Raw genomic sequence first — 20175 nt, 5'->3', positions numbered from 1 at the left:
TTGAGCATTTTAGAATAATAATTTTCACATATATCTATTACTATCTCATTTTTATTCTCATATAGGACTAAATATCAAATAAGACAAGAACTATCCATAGGCATTCGCCGTTACTCCTCCAAACTGCATACATAATCTATAGGGTATTTACCACATAAGGAGAGATGCCTAAATGAATCCGTATGGATATTATCAAATGCCACAAGTTCCAATGGAGTATAATTCCTATGTTCAGCCTGAACAAATGAATTACTATAGTCAGCCAGAACAAGTTAATTACTATGAGCAACTTGAACCATTTAATCCCTATGCCCAGCCAGAGCAAATTAATCCTTATATCCCTGAAAAATTTGATCCCGCAAGACAGCCACTACAAGTCGAGCGGAGACTCAATCAACTTGAGCGAGCCAATGAGCGGCAAGAAAGAGAGATCAACCAATTGCAACGTCAGGTAGCCCAACTCGATCGCAGACTTCAACGAGTGAATCAGCGCCTGCGTGCAGTGGAAAGAAGATTCAACATCCCATTCACTCCATTTGATGGAGAATATTAAGAGAAATTTAAGAACCGGGCACGCGCCCGGTTCTTTTTGCTTCCTAAACATCCATAGTCAGATTCTTTTACCCACCCTAATATAATGATTGTAAAAATACTGTCAGTTTATCTAACAAAACCACTGACAAGGAGCGAAAATTCAGTTAACTTTTCAATATAAACCACGAAGGAAAGGAAGATTTCAAATGTATCGAAGAAATGATATTAAACTAGCTGAAAGAATCCTTCAATTAGATAAATTAAGGGATGAGCTCTATGAAGAACTCATGAAAACGATGGGGTCACAGGCCAATGAACTTTTAAGAAGACTACAAAATTATTAATTTCAGTTTGAAAGGGGTGAAGAAAGTTGGCAACTCATTTACGTAAAGGGCTTGAACGCCTTAGGAGGTTTTATATAAAAAAGTTGTTAGAATCAGGCGCCACTGACTCTTCTCATCACGAACTTCACTCCCTTACCTTCTCTGAACTGGAAAGTTTATATAATAAAATAATCTCCCCGGCAAAATCATAATACATCTCTCCATCGAACGTAATCTTACAAACATGCAAAATAGTTTGCAAAACTAGTCCCATGTAAGAAAATATAACATATAATGTCATAAAACAAAAAAATATTAATTATTGTAAACAATAGGGTGTGGTGAGCGACAAAAATGGGAAAAGACATCTCATATAAAGATAAAAAGGTAATTACAATCGGAATTGTCAGGGACCTAACAGGCCTTTCCGAACGACAAATACGTTACTACGAAGAACGAAAGCTTATTTTTCCCGAAAGGTCTGCTGGTGGAAGCCGTAAATTTTCCTTTTCAGATGTTGAATTGCTGATGGAAATTGCCAATAAAATTGAAGATGGCATCCAAACACATGATATTAGGAAGGAAATGCTTCGTGAACAAAAGAAACACAACCAAGAAGAGATTCGCAGACAGATGATCCAAGGACAATTAAATGCCCAATTTGGTTTACGGAAAAAGTAAGGACTCATGTAGACATCAGCCCCATTCCTTATATAAGGGATGGGTTTTTTCAACCTTTCTACCCTTATTTTAAGGGCGTCTCCGCTTTTATTACACTGTCTAGAAAAATTTCAAAATCCATGTTAGATAATCTTCCAAACTTATAGAAACCATTCTAGAATCATGTAAGAATACTAACATACAATACGTTAAGAATATTAACATCACTTTAAAGGGGGAGAAAAAATGGATACAACATTCTTAATGAACAGTCTATGGGTGATGGTGGCAGCTGTACTTGTCATCTTAATGATTGGAGGTTTTATCCTCCTGGAAACTGGCTCAACTAGAATGAAAAATGCAGGACATATCGCAGGTAAAACGATCCTTACTTTTGGAATCGGATCAATCGTATTTTGGGCAGTTGGATATGGATTAATTTTCGGTAAAGGAAATCCACTGATCGGTTTCTCTAATTTCTTTTATTCAGGCTATGATATTGATGGATTGCCACTGTCTGGCGCCGTTTTCTTTTTATTCCAATTAGCATTTGCCGGTATTTCATTAACCATTGCATTCGGCGGCTTTGCAGAAAGAGCTAAATTAGGTGCTTACCTGGTATTTGCTTTACTTTTCTCGGTCATTGTCTATCCTCCAATTGCACACTGGATTTGGGGCGGCGGCTGGTTAGCAGAACATGGTAAACAAGATTTCGCTGGATCTACCGTAGTTCACTTAACTGGTGCAATGGCAGCTCTTGCTGCTACGATTCTATTAAAACCACGTATCGGAAAATTCAACAAAGATGGCTCAGCGAATAATCTTGCAGGTCATAACCAAGTTTTTACTGCTTTAAGTGTATTGCTTTTATGGGTTGGCTGGTTCGGTTTTAACGCTGGTAGTACTTTAACGGTTGACAAAGCGTTCTTTGGATTTGTTGCTGTTAATACTAATTTAGCTGCAGCGGCTGGAACCATTGCTGCAATGATTGTTTCTTGGATGGTTCTTGGTAAAGCTGATGTTCCAATGATGTTAAACGGTGCTTTAGCAGGTTTAGTCGCTATTACAGCTTCTTGTGCCTTTGTAGATACATGGGCTGCTGTCTTAATCGGCTTTATCGCAGGAATTCTTGTTTTCTATAGCATCCGCTTCTTTGAAAACAGAGGAATTGATGATCCAATTGCAGCTCTATCCGTACATGGTACAGCTGGTGTCTGGGGAACGCTATCAACTGGTTTCTTTGCCACAAAAGAATTAGCAACAGTCGGAAAGCCAGGATTGTTTTACGGCGGCGGTTTACACCAACTTGGTGTTCAAGCATTGGGCGTTATGACCTGTGCCGCATTCGCCTTCATTGTCTCCTTCATTCTACTAGCAATTATGAAAAAATTTATGAATGGCTTGCGCGTTACGGAGGAAGAAGAGATTATAGGTTTAGATATGAGCGAACATGGAAGCTACGGTTATCCAGAATTATTGAAGGCCGAACAAACAAAAGCACTATAAAGTTTATGAAGTGTGCAACGCCTTTAAAGGCTTGCACGCTTTATGTATTTTTTTAAGCGGGAGGTGTTAATCCATGAAACACGATACCTACTCAGCAATTGCTGAATACAAAAAAATCCACATGACAAAAGCATCCAACGATCACTTTCAATTAAACCAACTTCATGACAACATTATCAAACAGGTTTTTGAACTCTCACTGAACGCAATCATTGAACTGAATGGCCCTCCTCCCTCTCCCTTTTCTTTCTTTGTAATGGGTAGTGCAGGCCGCTTCGAACAGTCGATTTGGAGCGATCAAGATCATGGCATCATTTATGTCGATCCCACTCATGAAGCAAAGGCTTACTTTTTAGCATTAGGAAAGGAAGTTTCAAAAGGTCTCTTTCAGGCTGGGTATCCTTATTGCGATGGCGGTGTGATGTCGGGCAATCCCTTCTGGTGTAAAGCACAATCCGAATGGGAGAGACAAATATTGAACTGGACAGCCGAAGCATCGTGGGAATCGTTACGCTACCTATTAATTTTTATCGACGGACGCTCTTTTTATGGTCTGGATCCGCTCATGGAACAACTAAAAACATTTGCCTATCAAACGGTTCAAAAAGAACAAATTCTTCCCAGAATATATAAAAATACACTTCATCTTAAAAAGGGAGTTGGTGTGTTAGGTCAAATATTAGTCGAGACACACGGGGTCCATACCGGATCTCTAAATTTAAAAGAGACCGCCCTATTCCCTTACATTAATGCGGCCCGGCTTTTGGCAATGAAAGAAAATATCCTGGAAACCTCTACCCTCGCAAGACTCGACAAACTACAAATTCATGACAAGGACCTTTATAAAACAATGTTTTTAAAACTGTTAAACTATCGTCTTCAATTTGCCAGCCATACAGATTATGAATCAGGTCACTATTTACCGGCAGACAAACTGACAAAAGAACAAAAGAATGAGGTGAAAGAAATTATTCGAAATGGAGTGGCCTTGCACCAATACGCCGGAAAACTTATCGACAAGGAGGGATAAAATGAAAATAAATGATATAGCTCAATACTTCAGGCAGATTTCCGGCAAGGTTGGTTCTAATATATATGCAGGAATCCAAGGGCAAGTCAATCCACAACATCTTTCCTTCATAAGACAGCTGCAGAAAGAAATGAAAGAAAAAAACAACTTAGAGACCCCGCTTTGTGAATTAGAAGTGGTCGTATTTGATTTAGAAACGACAGGGTTCTATCCAGAAAAGGGAGATTATGTCCTATCAATTGGAGCAGTGAAGATGGTTGGTCAACAAATTGAAGATAATGATACTTTTTATTCTCTTATTAAATCAGACCTTCCTCTAACCGAAGAAATCGCAGATCTAACTAAGATTGATGAGGATCAACTACGGGATGCTCCTCATGCTAGGGATGTGTTGCTTCAATTTTTCAACTTTGCACAAAGTCATATTCTTGTCGCACACCACTCTAAACATGAAAAGTCCTTTATGCAGAAAATGACATGGGACCTCTTAAAAACAAGATTTGAACACCGGATCATCGACACATCCTTCTTAATTCGACTATCAGACACATCCGTGAAATCATTACCACTTGAAGATCTATGCCATGAATGTGGGATTGCTATAAAAAATCGCCACCATGCACTGGGCGATGCCATGATGACAGCGCAGATTTGGGGCAGCTATTTACAACGGGCTCAGAAAAACGGATATAGTAATTTACGGGAAGTATATGAACATCTTGCAAAACTTTGATCCTAAAAACACTATTTCAAACTAGTGTTTTTTTGTAAAAAATTAAAAATTTTCAAAACGAAATCCAATTGACTTTTCAACACATCGATCTTACTTACCTCTGAACAATTCCCCCAATCCAATTCCTCATCCGAAAAAAATAACCTAAAAATAAAAAAATTTTAAAAAACTTTTATTCGCTGTATTCCTTATTACAGCAATAATGTAAACGCTATCAACTTTTTTGACTTATTTGAATTGTCAGATTTTTATGTTGACCATGTTTTCGATTGGTTGTATGATTATCAAAAAATATCATCAATTCATTAACTGCCATAGCTCCTCATCATTTGGAGAAAGGGGTATGGCAATTCTTTTTAAAAATTAATTTAGTCATTTAAAGCGGTCTATCACAAAAGAGGAGTGGTTAGGTTGGGGAGTCAATGGATATTCCTTGACGGCGAGTTCGTCAAGAAAGAAGATGCTGTAGTTTCAGTTTTTGATCATGGTTTTTTATATGGTGATGGAGTATTTGAAGGCATACGTGTATATAGTGGAAACGTCTTTAGGCTCGATGCTCACCTGAAAAGACTATTTGAATCAGCACAATCCATTATGCTGAATATTCCATTTACACAGGAGGAAATGACGCAATTAATCGTCGATACAATCAGAAAAAATCAGCTTGAGAGCGCCTATATTCGTGTCGTTGTTTCTCGTGGAAAAGGGAATCTCGGCCTAGACCCTTCATCCTGCTCGAAGCCTAGTATCATTATTATTGCTGAAGAATTGAGAATGTACCCTAAAGAATATTATGAACGCGGGATTAAAATCGCATCTGTTGCGAGTCGAAGAAATCGCCCAGACGTTCTAAGTCCACAGATTAAATCACTGAACTACTTAAATAATATTCTAGTAAAATTAGAGGCTAATCAAGCTGGGGTTGAGGAAGCATTAATGTTGAATGATCAAGGTTATGTTACCGAAGGCTCCGCTGACAATATCTTTATTGTTAAAAATGGTGTCATCTTTACCCCTCCTGTTTATTTAGGAGCTTTAGAGGGAATTACCCGGAACGCTATCCTAGATGTTGCAAGGGCCAAGGGCTATGAGGTTCGAGAATCTCCGTTCACAAGACATGATGTGTATGTGGCGGATGAGGTGTTCTTAACAGGAACAGCCGTAGAGGTTATTGCAGTGATTGATGTCGATGGCCGTAAGATTAAGGATGGTAAACCAGGTGAAGTTACGAAAGATTTATTAGAAGAATTCAGGAAAATTGTAACAACAGACGGTGTGGCTTGTTACCCAACAGGTACCAACCAGGCAATCGTTAGTTAGGAGCTAAAAAACATGCGTAGCGATATGATTAAAAAGGGAATTGATCGGGCACCCCACCGCAGCCTATTATTTGCAACCGGGGTAAAAACGAGCGACCTCGAAAAGCCGTTTATCGGCGTTTGTAACTCGTTTATAGAAATTATCCCAGGACACAAACACCTTAATCATTTCGGTGAGATAGTAAAAGAGGCTATTCGTGAAGCTGGCGGTATTCCTTTTGAGTTTAACACGATTGGTGTTGATGATGGTATTGCAATGGGGCATATTGGGATGCGCTATTCCCTGCCGAGCCGCGAATTGATCGCCGACAGTGCCGAAACAGTTATTAATGCTCATTGGTTCGATGGTGTGTTTTACATTCCAAACTGCGACAAAATCACCCCTGGAATGTTAATGGCTGCGGCTAGAACCAACGTACCATCTGTTTTTGTATCAGGTGGTCCAATGGAGGCTGGTGTTTCACCATCGACAGGAAAAAATCTTTCCCTTACTTCAGTTTTTGAAGGTGTTGGTGCTTACCACAACGGCACAATCAGCCAGGAGCAGCTGCTTGAAATTGAAACCAATGCCTGTCCTACTTGCGGTTCATGTTCCGGAATGTTCACAGCAAACTCGATGAACTGTTTGATGGAAGTTTTAGGAATGACCGTTCCTGGTAACGGTACGATGGTTGCTACTTCCGAAGAAAGACACGAACTAATCAGGCAAGCCGCTAGACATCTTATTGAATTAGTTAAAAATGATATTAAACCACGTGACATCATTACAAGAGAAGCCATTGATAATGCATTTGCACTAGATATGGCAATGGGCGGCTCTACTAATACTGTTTTACACACATTAGCTATCGCCCATGAAGCTGGTATTGATTACGATCTTCGCGAAATTAACAAAATCGCCGAAAGAGTCCCTTATCTTGCAAAGATTATGCCAGCATCTGATTATTCAATGGATGACATTCATCGTGCAGGCGGGGTTAGTGCCATTATTAATGAACTTTATAAAGTAGAAGGCGCCTTACACGATAACTGCCTAACCATTACTGGAAAGACTCTTGCAGAAAATGTGAAGGAAGCAACAATCACGAACGAAACCGTCATCCGGACCAAAGACAATCCATATAGCCCAGTTGGTGGACTATCCATCCTATATGGAAACATCGCTCCAGATGGCAGTGTAATCAAGGTTGGTGCTGTTGATCCTTCAATTAAAACATTCTTAGGTGAAGCAATCGTTTTTGAATCCCAGGATGAGGCACAAGAAAATATTAATAATGGTACTGTTCAAGCGGGACACGTGGTCGTTATCCGCTATGAAGGTCCAAAAGGCGGACCTGGAATGCCTGAAATGCTTGCACCTACTTCCGCGATCATGGGTCGTGGATTAGGTAAAGAAGTTGCCCTGATTACGGATGGACGCTTCTCAGGAGCAAGCCGCGGAATTTCCATCGGTCATATTTCACCAGAAGCAGCAGAAGGCGGACCAATCGCTCTTGTGGAAAATGGTGACAAAATTTTAATCGACCTGGAAGCACGCTCCATCGAACTTCTAGTTGATGATGAAGTTTTAGCAGAACGACAGAAGGCATGGGTGAAACCAGAACCAAAAATCAAAACTGGTTATCTTGCAAGATATGCAGCACTCGTTACATCTGCCAATACTGGCGGCATTATGAAAATATAATAGAAAAGCGGAAGCGCCCGTTTAGAGACGTATGGACTGGAGCTCTCCAACTGAGATAAAGGAAACACGAAGAGCGTTAGCGCATTCGTGCTTGACTTATCGTAGGGCGGAGAGCGAAGTACACTAGTCTCTGGGCGCTGGAGCTAGACAGCATTCAAAGTATAGAACACAGGGAGCTCATAGTACCCTTCCCCTTCCTAAGGAAGCCAAGGTGCTAAAGCGATAAATGATGATCATTTGACAAAAAAATATCCATAAATCGATGACGGGAATAAAGGAATAAGTATTCGTATTTTCAGAGAGCTGGGGTTGCTGGAAGCCCAGTAATACAACTTATTCTGACATCATCCCTGAGTGTTAAGCCGAACAGTCATGACCTAAGTAGGCTTAATCAGGTGTCCAATCTTGAACACCTGTTACCAAAAGAAGCGTTTCTTTTTTATAGATCTCGCTTCATAAGGCAGTATTCGTAAGGATACTGTGAAAACGGGTGGTACCGAGAAAATGAAAGGTCTTTTCTCCCCGATTATTCTGCTTTTGAAGTTCTTAACTGCAGTCTATTCAGGGAGAATAGGGCCTTTTTTACTATGTTTTAAATGGTTTTTGGGATTCTCTGCAATGATTAATAGGATTTCTACAAAACCCTGAAATTTTTTCTATTCAACTACTCATAAGGAGGGATTACGACGTGAAAGTAGAAACAAAAAAGCTTGAGATCCAAACTAGTACCGAGCCAAGAACCGGTGCAGACCTTCTCATCGACTTACTGAAAAAAGAAGGTGTAGAAACACTGTTTGGATATCCCGGGGGTGCCGTCCTTCCAATCTATGATGCCATTTACCGCGCCCAGGGTACAATCAAGCATGTTCTCTTCCGACATGAACAAGGAATGATCCATGCTGCTGAAGGCTATGCCCGAGTTACAGGGAAACCTGGAGTCGTTCTTGCCACATCAGGACCTGGGGCGACCAACCTTGTGACAGGAATAACTGATGCGATGATGGATTCCCTGCCGCTTGTTATATTTACAGGTCAGGTTGCACGAAGTGTCATTGGAACTGACGCCTTCCAAGAAGCGGATGTTATGGCGATTACAACACCAATCACCAAACATAACTTTCAGGTTCAATCTATCGAGGATTTACCACGCATCGTCAAGGAAGCTTTTCATATCGCTTCTACCGGGCGACCAGGGCCAGTCTTAGTGGATGTCCCTAAAGATATTTCCGCTGGATTATTAACTGAAGAGCCTGATGAAGCGAGCATTGATTTACCTGGATACCAGCCAACTACAAAGCCAAATCCATTACAAATTAAAAAACTTGCCGATTCGATTTCAAAGGCGATTAAGCCAGTTATCCTGTCAGGCGCCGGTGTTCTCCATGGAAAAGCATCAACCGAACTAACTGCTTTGGCAGAAAAACACCAGATCCCGGTAGTTACAACTTTACTTGGACTTGGTACTTTTCCGGCTGATCATCCCCTTTCGTTAGGAATGGGTGGAATGCACGGAACATATGCAGCAAACATGGCCATTTACGAATGTGATCTGCTTATCAACTTTGGGGCCCGATTCGATGACAGATTAACAGGTAATCTCAAACACTTCGCACCTTTTGCGAAGGTTGCCCATATTGATATCGATCCAGCCGAAATTGGTAAAAACGTTCCAACACATATCCCTATCGTTTCTGATACGAAAGAGGCACTTAGTGAACTGCTTGATCAAGCAAATGAATCGCCAAAATCTGCTGAATGGCTGGAAAAACTGAGCCAAAACAAACAGGAATATCCGCTTTGGTATAAACATGATCCAAACGGAATGTGTCCGCAATGGGTTATTGAAGCAGTCCATAAAGTAACAAACGGTGACGCCATCGTCGCAACCGATGTAGGGCAGCATCAAATGTGGGCAGCACAATATTACACCTTTAAGCAGCCGCACCGCTGGATTACCTCTGGCGGGCTGGGAACCATGGGCTTTGGCTTCCCTGCTGCGATTGGTGCACAAATTGCTGAGCCGGATAGTACAGTCGTTGCAATTGTTGGAGATGGCGGTTTTCAAATGACACTTCAGGAATTATCGATTATTTATGAACGAAACCTTCCTGTAAAAATCATTATTGTCAACAATGGTGCACTTGGAATGGTTCGCCAATGGCAAGAATTATTACATGGTAACCGTATATCCGAATCGATTCTTCACACTCAGCCAGATTTTGTTAAGCTTGCCGAAAGCTATTCCATTCGTGGATATCGGGTAAACACTCAAGAGGAACTCATCACAGTTCTTCCTGAAGTATTCGCCCATAATGGTCCCGTTCTTGTTGATGCTCGTGTCCTTCAACAGGAAAAAGTCTTTCCGATGATTGCCCCTGGCAAAGGAATCCATGAAATGATAGGGGTGAAACCATGAAACGCATTATAACGGCAACAGTTCAGGATCGAAGCGGTGTTCTCAACCGCGTAACAGGACTTTTACAAAGGCGTCAATTCAATATTGAAAGTATTTCCGTTGGACCGACAGAAACAGAAGGTGTTTCGAAAATGACCCTTGTTGTCGAGATTGAAGATGAACAGCGTCTCGAACAAGTGACAAAGCAACTCAATAAACAGATTGATGTTTTAAAAGTCTCTGATATTACTGATAAAGCTATCGTTGTCCGAGAATTGGCCTTGATTAAGGTAGCTAGCAGCAGCCAGCTCCGCAGTGAGATTAACGGGATCATTGACCCATTTCGTGCCATCGTTATCGATGTAAGCAAAGATAGTTTAGCCGTTCAAATCACTGGTAAACCTGAAAAAATTGACGCATTACTAGAATTGCTTCGCCCTTATGGAATTAAAGAGATTGCCAGAACAGGGTTGACCGCCCTTTTACGCGGGCATCAGCCGCAAGTAAACGAACTAACTCATTACACTCTATCAAAATAATAATATACCTTGAAAGGATGATCGATAATGGCAAAAGTACTTTATAACGGAGATATTCAAGAAGAGGTTTTACAAGGAAAGAAAATCGCAGTAATTGGCTATGGTTCTCAAGGTCATGCACATGCCCTTAATTTAAAAGAAAGCGGCTTTGATGTAGTTGTTGGACTACGCGGAGGAAAATCATGGGATAAAGCAGTTGAAGATGGCGTAGATGTTCGTACAGTTGCTGAAGCAACAGCTGCTGCAGATGTGGTTATGGTACTTCTTCCAGATGAAATGCAGCCAAAAGTATATGAAGAAAGCATTAAACCGAATCTTGAAGCTGGTAATTCACTAGTTTTTGCTCACGGATTCAATGTTCATTTCACCCAAATCGTTCCTCCTGCTGATGTGGATGTATTCCTTGTTGCACCAAAAGGACCAGGACATTTAGTTCGTCGTACGTATACTGAAGGTGCTGGAGTTCCTGCCCTATATGCGGTATATCAAGATGCGACTGGTCAAGCGCGTGACCTTGCACTTGCCTATGCTAAAGGAATTGGTGCAGCTCGTGCAGGAGTTCTTGAAACAAGTTTCCAAGAAGAAACGGAAACAGATCTTTTCGGAGAGCAAGCTGTCCTTTGCGGCGGAACTACAGCCCTTATCAAAGCTGGTTTCGAAACTCTTGTAGAAGCTGGTTATCAGCCAGAAGTTGCCTACTTTGAGTGTTTACATGAATTAAAATTAATCGTTGACCTTCTATATGAAGGTGGCTTTGAAAACATGCGCTATTCAATCTCCGATACTGCTCAATGGGGAGATTTCGTTTCAGGACCACGTGTCGTGAATGCAGATACGAAAGCACGTATGAAGGATGTATTAACAGATATCCAAACTGGAGCGTTTGCAAAAGGCTGGATCCTTGAAAACCAAGCAAACCGCCCACAATTCAATGCGATTAATCGTGCTGAAAACAATCACCAAATTGAACAAGTTGGCCGTGAGCTTCGTGCATTAATGCCGTTTATTAAAAACAAACCAGTAAATGCAAAGAAGGAAGTGGTGGTAAATGGTTCACGTTAACATCTTCGATACGACATTACGCGATGGCGAACAGTCCCCTGGTGTTAATTTAAACCAGCTTGAAAAATTAGAAATCGCAAGACAACTTGAACGGTTTGGGGTTGACATTATGGAGGCCGGCTTCCCGGCTTCCTCCCAAGGCGATTTTGAAGCTGTAAGAGCAATCGCCCGGAATATTAAAAATGTCTCGGTCACAGGCCTGGCAAGAGCGACAAAATCGGACATTGACATTGCGTGGGATGCGTTAAAAGATGCAGCAGAACCAAGGTTGCATGTATTCCTTGCCACCTCCCCTATCCATATGCAATATAAACTGATGAAAACACCTGAGGAAGTTACACAAATAGCGGTAGACATGGTTTCTTATGCTAAACGGAACTTCCCGCATATCGAGTGGTCCGCTGAAGATGCGTCTCGCTCTGACCTTGATTTCCTTGTTCAAATTATTACGAAGGTCATCGATGCCGGTGCGACTGTCATTAATCTTCCTGACACAGTTGGCTACACCACACCTGAAGAATATGGACGCATGTTCCGGTACATCCGAGAAAACGTTCCTAATATTCATAAGGCAGCACTATCTTGTCATTGTCATGATGACTTGGGTATGGCAGTTGCGAATTCGCTTGCTGCCATCGAAAACGGAGTTACCCAAGTCGAGGGTACGATTAATGGAATTGGAGAACGTGCAGGAAATGCCTCTTTAGAGGAAATTGCCGTCGCCTTAAACATTCGTAATGATAAGTATCCTTATACAACGAATCTAGTCTTAAAAGAAATTAAACGCACGAGTGATCTTGTCAGCCGCTTTACAGGCATGATGGTTCCGCCAAATAAAGCCGTGGTTGGAAAGAATGCTTTTGCCCATGAATCAGGTATCCATCAGGATGGAGTATTAAAAAATACATTAACCTATGAGATTATTACCCCTGAATTGGTTGGGGTGAAATCTAATGATTTAGTTCTTGGCAAACATTCCGGCCGCCATGCATTCAAAGATAAAATTGAGCAGATGGGCTTTGAACTTTCGGATGAAAAATTGATTGAAGCTTTTACTTCCTTTAAACAATTAACTGATCGCAAGAAAGAAGTTACGGATGAGGATCTTTTTGCCATCTTAACCGATATTCAAACAACAGCTGTTGATATCAAAAAATATGAACTTGTTGCCTTCCAAGTCCATTACGGCTCAGCCAACTTGCCGACAGCGACGGTAGCACTAACCACTCCAGAAGGTATTCGAGTCGAGACGGCCCGTACTGGTTCTGGTAGTGTTGAAGCTTTAATGAACACCTTGGAAGCACTAATTAAAGAAGAGATCCATCTTACTGATTTTAGATTAAGTTCGATTGGGCAGGGACGGGATGCACTTGCTGAGGTTCATGTCAAAATGACAGTGAACGGTACCCCTGTAACTGGGCGTGGTTCAGCACAAGACGTACTGGAAGCTTCGGCTAAATCATTCTTGAACGCTGTTAATCGTGTATTTTTAAACCAAAATGCTGCTGTAAAAGAAACGGTAATCTAATAAAGTACAAACAATAAATGAGGAGGTTGCTTCTAATGAAAAAACGTATTGTCTTACTTCCCGGTGATGGCATTGGCAAGGAAGTTATTAATTCAGCAAAAGACGTGTTACATGCAATTGCTGAAGAATACAATCATACTTTTAGCTTTGAAACCCATGAAATCGGAGGAGCAGCCATAGACCTTTACGGCACTCCCCTTCCAGAAACAACCGTTGAAGCTTGTAAACAAGCCGATGCGGTATTACTTGGTGCTGTTGGCGGACCAAAATGGGATAACAATCCCTCCCATTTACGTCCTGAACGAGGCTTGCTAGGAATCCGCAAGGCACTTGATTTATATGCAAACTTAAGGCCGATTAAAGGATTTAAAAACCTTCTTCATGCCTCTCCTCTAAAGGAAGAAGTAGTTTCTGGAAGCGACCTCCTTATCGTACGTGAATTAACTGGCGGCCTTTATTTCGGAACACCAAGTGAACGTCGTGATAACGGAAACTCTGTTGTCGACACGCTTGTCTATTCCCGACAAGAGATTGAAAGAATTGTTGACAAGGGCTTTCAAGCAGCTCAGCAGAGGCGCGGACATCTTACTTCAGTTGATAAGGCAAATGTCCTTGAATCTAGTAAACTATGGCGTGAAATTGTCGAAGAGAAAAAAGCTCAATATCCAGATGTAGCTGTGGAACATGTATTAGTTGATGCTGCCGCTATGAAATTAATCACGAACCCAAGCCAGTTTGACGTCATCGTTACCGAGAATCTATTCGGCGACATCTTAAGCGATGAAGCCTCTGTTATTACTGGATCACTTGGTATGCTCCCTTCTGCTAGCTTAAATGAACATGGAGTGGGCCTATATGAACCTGTTCATGGCTCTGCCCCTGACATCGCTGGTAAAGGTGTGGCTAATCCTGTTGCGATGATTTTATCAGCCGCAATGATGCTCAGGTACTCTTTCCAATTGAATGACGAGGCAAAAGTGATTGAAGATGCAGTTCAAGCGGTATTAGATGCCGGCTTCCACACAGGCGACCTTCAAGTTCCAGGTGGACGGCTTGTTGGAACGGCTGAAATGACGAAACGGATTGCGGATTATATCAAATCACAAAATGCTTCGAAGTGCATCGCCAGCTGTTATTTTTAAATAAATTTGGTGGGTAAACCGTCTTGTTGGGCGGTTTACCCCTAAATTTATCCAAACTATTTAAAATCATTTACGTGAGGAAGGACGCTATGCAAACACCAAAAAATATTATCCAAAAGATTTGGGAAAAGCATGTGGTACATCAAGAAGATGGTAAGCCGGATTTATTATATATTGATCTACACCTCGTTCACGAAGTAACCTCTCCTCAGGCTTTTGAGGGCTTACGAATGAATGGTCGTAAAGTACGCCGCCCAGACCTTACCTTTGCGACGATGGACCATAATGTTCCAACCCGCCAACGACTTGTAATCAATGACCCTGTTTCAAAAAAACAAATTGATACCTTACAACAAAATTGTCAGGATTTCGGAGTTCCACTTGCTGATATTCATCACCCAGATAATGGGATAGTCCATGTAATCGGGCCTGAACTTGGTCTTACTCAGCCTGGAAAAACCATTGTGTGCGGCGATAGTCATACCTCTACACACGGAGCATTTGGTGCGCTAGCTTTTGGTATTGGTACAAGCGAGGTCGAGCATGTTCTTGCAACCCAAACACTTTGGCAAGCACCACCTAAAACCTTAAATGTTAAGGTCAATGGAAAACTTGGTACCGGCGTTACAGCTAAAGACTTAATCCTTGCCATCATTGGTAAATTCGGTGTCCAATTTGGAACTGGTTATGTGATGGAATACACAGGTGAAGCCATCCGCTCCCTCTCCATGGAAGAGCGTATGACAATATGTAACATGTCGATTGAAGCAGGTGCTAGAGCCGGACTCATCACTCCAGATGAAACTACTTTTGAATACTTACGGGGCAGACGCCATGTACCTCAAGGAGAAGCATTTGAGCAAGCCGTTGCAGAGTGGAAGGCCCTAGCTTCTGATGAGGGGGCAGCCTATGACTCGGTAGTTGCAATTGAAGCTGCTGAAGTTGAACCACAAGTAACCTGGGGAACAAATCCAGGGATGTGTATTCCAATTACGGCTAATGTTCCAAATCCAGACGAGACCGATAAGCCTAGTGAAAAAGACGAGATTGGGCGTGCGCTTGAATACATGGGCCTCGAAGCAGGTCAGCCGATCTCAAGTGTGAAAATTGACCATGTTTTCATCGGTTCTTGCACAAATTCACGCTTAAGCGACTTACGAAGTGCAGCTGAGGTAATCCAGGGCAAGAAGGTTAGCCCTTCTGTTACTGCCATCGTTGTTCCTGGTTCGTTTAGTGTCAAACTTGCGGCCGAAAAAGAAGGCCTTGATAAGGTCTTTACGGATGCGGGATTTGAATGGCGTGAAGCTGGGTGTAGTATGTGCTTGGCGATGAACGATGACATTGTTCCACCTGGAGAACGCTGCGCCTCCACATCTAACCGAAATTTTGAAGGGCGCCAAGGGAACGGGGCGAGAACCCATCTTGTCAGTCCAGAAATGGCTGCCGCTGCCGCTATTGCAGGTCACTTCGTTGATGTCCGTCAATTCTCTGCTGCACAGGAGGTTAGATAGTATATGGAACCATTAAAGATTCATCAAGGACTAGTTTTTCCATTAAACCGTTCAAACGTTGATACGGATCAAATTATCCCTAAGCAGTTTCTAAAGCGGATTGAACGCAGTGGTTTCGGCCAATTCCTTTTTTATCATTGGCGTTTTGATGATGAAGGAAATCTTCGTCCTGATTTTTCATTAAATAATCCAAAATATAAAGGCGCATCCATTTTGGTTGCCGGTGAAAACTTTGGCTGCGGCTCTTCTCGTGAGCATGCTCCATGGGCGGTTCAAGATTTTGGCTTTAAAATTGTCATCGCCCCAAGTTTTGCTGACATTTTTAAAAACAATTGTGTGAAAAATGGGATACTTCCGATTCAGGCTAGTAACGAACAAGTTCAGTCAATTATTCGAAAAGCAGAATCCGAAGAATACCAATTAACGGTCGACCTTGAAAACCAAGTGGTATATGATAACGAAGGATTCAAGGTTGCTTTCGAAATTGCCCCCTACCCTAAAGTCATGCTGCTAAATGGCTGGGATGAAATTGGTGTTACCTTGACATATGAGGATAAAATTTCACAATACGAACTAAATAAATAATAAAAAANNTTTTTTATTATTTATTTAGAGAAAGCATGGATATTACAACTCGTTTAATATATTTTTATTCTCAGATTCTTCGTTAAAGGTTAAAGCCTCATCCACCGGCTCGTAGGATTTACCATAAAAGTGGTGATCTTTATAGGTGTGAATTATATCATATGTTTGTTTAATTGCTTCAAAAATCATTTCTTCGGATTCATTATTTGGTGCCCAATAGAGAATTTCCATCCTAGTTACCTCATTTGTCGCCAATGATTTCCTCTCATATCCAATGGACACGGCGTGCTCGAATTTTTCTCTTTTATAAAAATGGAGACGTTTTTCAGTATCGCTATCCTCATAATTCACTGGCTCCACTTCAAGGATAATTGGCTTTCCTTTTTGTTTTAACTTTTCCAATAGTTTATGGCCTAATCCCTCACCACGGGCATTTTTTGAAACAAATAAATAATCAATAAATACAAACTTTTCTAGTTCTGCATACATTAAAACATGATTCCGTCCCTCATCCTTATGATAGATGTTTGATCGCTCTTTCAGTAAGGTTTCCATATGTGCTCTTGATTTCATTTCTTCAACAGGAAAATACTGATTCAACTTTTCATACCAATGCATGGACACACTCCTTATGAAGTTTACTTGAATATGCAAATTTTCACTGATGGGATGGTACTTAATATATGATGGACCACAGATTCATCACATAAATTATGTAAAAAGACTGAGAGGCATTTTATGCCCCTCAGTTTTTTCATTAAAATTCAGGCAATTGATCTAGATTATTTTCTTTGATACCATCTGGTTCACTGCGGATAATGTCACGACCATATTTGTGGAAGACATCAACGTGAGCTAGCTTACCCTCTTTCGCCTCATTCAAAGCTGTTATATAATCCAGCTCGCGACCCATACTCGTCTTAAATGCGATAATATCTCCATCATCGTTTTTCCTTACAGCAACGAACTCCTCTTTGCCATCAGGGTTACTTTGACCTGCCTCCACCTGGGCTTGCAGTTGACTTTCCTGTTTGTACTCTTCATAAATTTTTTCATAATCTTTTTGTTCCATCTCTTCCACCTCCGAACATTTGTTAGTATTTTTCTTTTAAAAAATATTATCCTCAGTCCACAAAAGATTTAGAACTTATCAATCGCAAGAATAACCCCTGTCATTGGAAAAGGACCAAATTGCTTGGCCCTTTTTCACCATTTATTTAGTTCCGAAAAAACTTTCCTTAGTTAAGCCTAAGCGCACTAATTAAAATTTTTGTGGGAATTGTTTGACGATTCCATCCGATAAGACGTCAGCAATTTTAATTAGGTGGATTTCCCCTTCATCAAAAGCACGAATGTCTCCGTTCCAATCCTTTTTAAGTCTTGCAAGCACACTATCTGTAACCATTTTTAAGTGCGCATGTAACAGCTGTTTCAATGCATTGTTATTCCAATTTGGATTTGCACTGCTGAGAAATGCTGCAATATCATCCGCATTTTTGTACCATGCAGTATTATATTTTTTCAAATCAGCTTGGTTATTGGATTTGGCAGCTTCAAGTACCTTTCCGGCGAGCAGGATGTGCTCTCGTAACAATTGGGCTAGCTTAGTACCTGCAGCCTCACCGTAAAAAGGTTTAATTACATTTCCAATTTCATCTTGGTTTTTCATAATCCTAGTTAGAATCATTTGTTTGTCCGGAAGATTCGCTTCCACGCTAACAATATAACGACTCGTCCAAATCGCATGCTCAATCCAAAGCCTTCTGAAGTTAAACTTAAACTGGCAGGCAGACTCGGTCATGGCCTGTTTCTGGGTCGTTGGTGCTGGTGGTGCTGGTGGTGCTGCCTTCACGCTAAAGGCAGGTAAAATTAAAGCCATAGACAATAGCAAAACGGTAAATTTCTTCGTTATTTTTTTCAAATTAAGTTCTCCTTTTATTAAAGTAAACTCAGGAAAATTTTCTCATAAAATGGTAAATATTATTTATCATCGAAAAATGTCATAATACTTTTAATAAGAATGAATTTTGGAGTGAGAAATGATTGCTTTATTTAGAGAAAAACCATGATCCAAGAAAGAACGCGGCAATCCTTGCCCAATTTACTGAACATCAACTTGACCTCACAAAGGAATTACAAGAAACCGAACATCTTTTCAATCGATTACGAAAAAATGATAACGCTCTTCGGCCAAAGGAAATTCGTCGACTAACAGGTTCATTGGGTCAAAAAATGACAGCAGCTATTTTTCGCCTCTTATCGACCACTGCCAATGCTGATGATCTAGTAAAGATTAATATAGATCCAGAAGGAAATGTACTTCCAGATTGGAAGAGAATGCTGGACGAAGAATATTTGAACTTACATAAAAATGTCGTGAAAGAGGTCAATGTTGAAGATTTTGGGGCAATTGGCGATGGAAAGACGGACAACACTAATGCCTTTAAAAATGCGATTGGCAATGGCAATGTGAAAGTAATTATTCCTGCTGGAGTATATATCACAAAGGGAATCCAACTGCCCTCCTGGACAATGCTTGTTGGGGCAGGAAAAGGTTTGACGACCATTAAACTTCATGATTCTTCCAGAAAAGGTACCCGTCTCATTACTAACACGAATCATTGGCAAGGAAACCACCATCTTTTTGTCAGTGGCTTAAGTTTGGACTGGAATATAGAAAGGCTTGGCAACGTGGCGAAAACAAGTACCTGGGGGAATCATTCAAGCTGTTTAACCTATGCAAACGTGACATATGGCTGGGTTATGGATGTCGAAGCGATAAATCCAGGACTGCACTGCTTTGACATTTCATCAACTTTGTATAACTATGCTGGTGACGGCTTCCGTGCCCGCGGCGGCAGCAAATATGTCTGGCTTGATAACTTAACAGGTTATGGTTTTGGCGATGATGGGATCACCACCCATCACAGTAATTGTATCTTCATCACTCGCTGCCATATGTGTGATCCGAGTGGACGAGCCCATCAAAAGGGTTTTTCTAATTCGAACGGAATTGAAGTTGATGATGGTTCGAGAAATGTGGTGCTTGTTAATAATTCTTCAGCAAGATGCTTTGGTGGGGTGGAGATTAAAGCACATGAAAATTCTTCAGCCGCTTCAAATGTACAAATAATTGGACATATTTCTGTCAACGACAACCGCTCGTTTAATTTCAGGCATATTGGACATCACAAAAGTACAGAGTCTGAATCAAAAACTGCCCACAATATTATGGCGACGAATCTTCTTTCAATTGCTCCGATTTATACAGAGTTATATACAGGTTCTACGCCGCGCGGAATGGTGATCTCCGCTTATAAAAATGTTGTGATTAACCATTTTACGTTGATTGGAGATCCTGGTTATAACTACAATGGACATCCAGTCGTTGCCGTTCAGTATCGGGCCAGAAACGTCCTGTTAAATCATATGACGTTCAAAGATTTTAAAAAAGCTGGGAGCGATATTAAAGTCTTCGGTGGTAAAAATCGGGCCGAATCCATTCAAATCTATGATGTGAAGAGTGTAAATTCTGCTCCAAAAGCGATTGAAGTCGGCTCAGGTGTCAACAATGTTACAATTGAAAATAAAAAAAGCGTACACAACTGAACTGTAACCCGAATA

General features: G+C 41.1%; 20 protein-coding genes. 17 read left to right on the top strand and 3 right to left on the bottom strand.

Annotated elements, in window-relative coordinates:
* Window positions 1–172 precede the first annotated feature (172 nt).
* The 16 genes from V7137_RS20130 (at window position 173) to leuD (ending at window position 16551) form a co-directional block, all read left to right on the top strand.
* Window positions 173–553, top strand: a complete 381-nt coding sequence (locus V7137_RS20130) for a hypothetical protein (protein ID WP_335699725.1) — start codon at window positions 173–175, stop codon at window positions 551–553.
* Between the two features lie 187 nt (window positions 554–740).
* Window positions 741–878, top strand: coding sequence for a hypothetical protein (locus V7137_RS20125; RefSeq protein WP_166256179.1), 138 nt, complete (start codon window positions 741–743; stop codon window positions 876–878).
* A 26-nt stretch (window positions 879–904) separates the two neighbouring features.
* A complete protein-coding gene (fbpA, locus tag V7137_RS30740) occupies window positions 905–1069 on the top strand; it encodes a Fur-regulated basic protein FbpA (RefSeq protein WP_420490155.1) in 165 nt (54 codons plus the stop codon).
* Window positions 1070–1211: 142 nt separating this feature from the next.
* The gene (locus V7137_RS20120) at window positions 1212–1538 is read left to right on the top strand and encodes a MerR family transcriptional regulator (protein ID WP_218350314.1); all 327 of its coding nucleotides are present in this window, start codon (window positions 1212–1214) and stop codon (window positions 1536–1538) included.
* A gap of 225 nt (window positions 1539–1763) precedes the next feature.
* A complete protein-coding gene (locus tag V7137_RS20115; RefSeq protein ID WP_335699724.1) occupies window positions 1764–3023 on the top strand; it encodes an ammonium transporter in 1260 nt (419 codons plus the stop codon).
* Between the two features lie 73 nt (window positions 3024–3096).
* Complete coding sequence (locus V7137_RS20110) at window positions 3097–4053, top strand: DUF294 nucleotidyltransferase-like domain-containing protein (RefSeq protein WP_335699723.1); 957 nt, start codon at window positions 3097–3099, stop codon at window positions 4051–4053.
* Between the two features lies 1 nt (window position 4054).
* Window positions 4055–4786: an exonuclease domain-containing protein gene (locus V7137_RS20105; RefSeq protein WP_335699722.1), complete on the top strand. Its 732-nt coding sequence runs from the start codon at window positions 4055–4057 to the stop codon at window positions 4784–4786.
* Between the two features lie 411 nt (window positions 4787–5197).
* A complete protein-coding gene (gene ilvE, locus V7137_RS20100) occupies window positions 5198–6106 on the top strand; it encodes a branched-chain-amino-acid transaminase (protein WP_335699721.1) in 909 nt (302 codons plus the stop codon).
* 12 nt (window positions 6107–6118) lie between these two features.
* Window positions 6119–7789, top strand: coding sequence for a dihydroxy-acid dehydratase (gene ilvD / locus V7137_RS20095; protein WP_335699720.1), 1671 nt, complete (start codon window positions 6119–6121; stop codon window positions 7787–7789).
* Window positions 7790–8477: 688 nt separating this feature from the next.
* The gene (gene ilvB, locus V7137_RS20090; RefSeq protein ID WP_335699719.1) at window positions 8478–10205 is read left to right on the top strand and encodes a biosynthetic-type acetolactate synthase large subunit; all 1728 of its coding nucleotides are present in this window, start codon (window positions 8478–8480) and stop codon (window positions 10203–10205) included.
* Complete coding sequence (gene ilvN, locus V7137_RS20085) at window positions 10202–10723, top strand: acetolactate synthase small subunit (protein WP_335699718.1); 522 nt, start codon at window positions 10202–10204, stop codon at window positions 10721–10723. Before ilvB ends, ilvN begins: the two co-directional genes overlap by 4 nt.
* 27 nt (window positions 10724–10750) lie before the next feature.
* Entirely contained in the window at window positions 10751–11785 is a 1035-nt protein-coding gene (gene ilvC / locus V7137_RS20080; protein ID WP_335699717.1) for a ketol-acid reductoisomerase, read from the top strand.
* Entirely contained in the window at window positions 11772–13313 is a 1542-nt protein-coding gene (locus tag V7137_RS20075) for a 2-isopropylmalate synthase (protein ID WP_335699716.1), read from the top strand. Before ilvC ends, V7137_RS20075 begins: the two co-directional genes overlap by 14 nt.
* Before the next feature lie 35 nt (window positions 13314–13348).
* Window positions 13349–14455, top strand: a complete 1107-nt coding sequence (gene leuB, locus V7137_RS20070) for a 3-isopropylmalate dehydrogenase (protein ID WP_335699715.1) — start codon at window positions 13349–13351, stop codon at window positions 14453–14455.
* Window positions 14456–14544: 89 nt separating this feature from the next.
* Entirely contained in the window at window positions 14545–15966 is a 1422-nt protein-coding gene (gene leuC, locus V7137_RS20065; protein WP_335699714.1) for a 3-isopropylmalate dehydratase large subunit, read from the top strand.
* Between the two features lie 3 nt (window positions 15967–15969).
* Complete coding sequence (leuD, locus tag V7137_RS20060; RefSeq protein ID WP_335699713.1) at window positions 15970–16551, top strand: 3-isopropylmalate dehydratase small subunit; 582 nt, start codon at window positions 15970–15972, stop codon at window positions 16549–16551.
* A 42-nt stretch (window positions 16552–16593) separates the two neighbouring features.
* Here leuD and V7137_RS20055 read toward each other — a convergent pair whose 3' ends face one another.
* The 3 genes from V7137_RS20055 to V7137_RS20045 form a co-directional block, all read right to left on the bottom strand.
* Window positions 16594–17169, bottom strand: a complete 576-nt coding sequence (locus V7137_RS20055) for a GNAT family N-acetyltransferase (protein ID WP_335699712.1) — start codon at window positions 17167–17169, stop codon at window positions 16594–16596.
* Window positions 17170–17308: 139 nt separating this feature from the next.
* Window positions 17309–17623 carry a DUF3892 domain-containing protein gene (locus V7137_RS20050; protein WP_335699711.1) on the bottom strand — a complete coding sequence of 105 codons (315 nt, stop codon included), beginning with the start codon at window positions 17621–17623 and terminating at the stop codon, window positions 17309–17311.
* A gap of 189 nt (window positions 17624–17812) precedes the next feature.
* On the bottom strand, window positions 17813–18472 hold the full coding sequence (locus V7137_RS20045; protein ID WP_335699710.1) for a glycosyltransferase: 660 nt from the start codon (window positions 18470–18472) through the stop codon (window positions 17813–17815).
* Window positions 18473–18594: 122 nt separating this feature from the next.
* Between V7137_RS20045 and V7137_RS20040 the strand changes: the two genes are divergently transcribed.
* Window positions 18595–20160, top strand: a complete 1566-nt coding sequence (locus tag V7137_RS20040) for a glycosyl hydrolase family 28-related protein (protein WP_335699709.1) — start codon at window positions 18595–18597, stop codon at window positions 20158–20160.
* The last annotated feature ends 15 nt before the right edge of the window (window positions 20161–20175 follow it).

It is taken from the genome of Neobacillus drentensis, assembly GCF_036962765.1.
GTDB classification, from domain to species: Bacteria; Bacillota; Bacilli; order Bacillales; family Cytobacillaceae; genus Neobacillus; species Neobacillus drentensis_C.
Note: the sequence above shows the minus strand (reverse complement) of the source record. Positions and strands in the feature narration are given on the sequence as shown.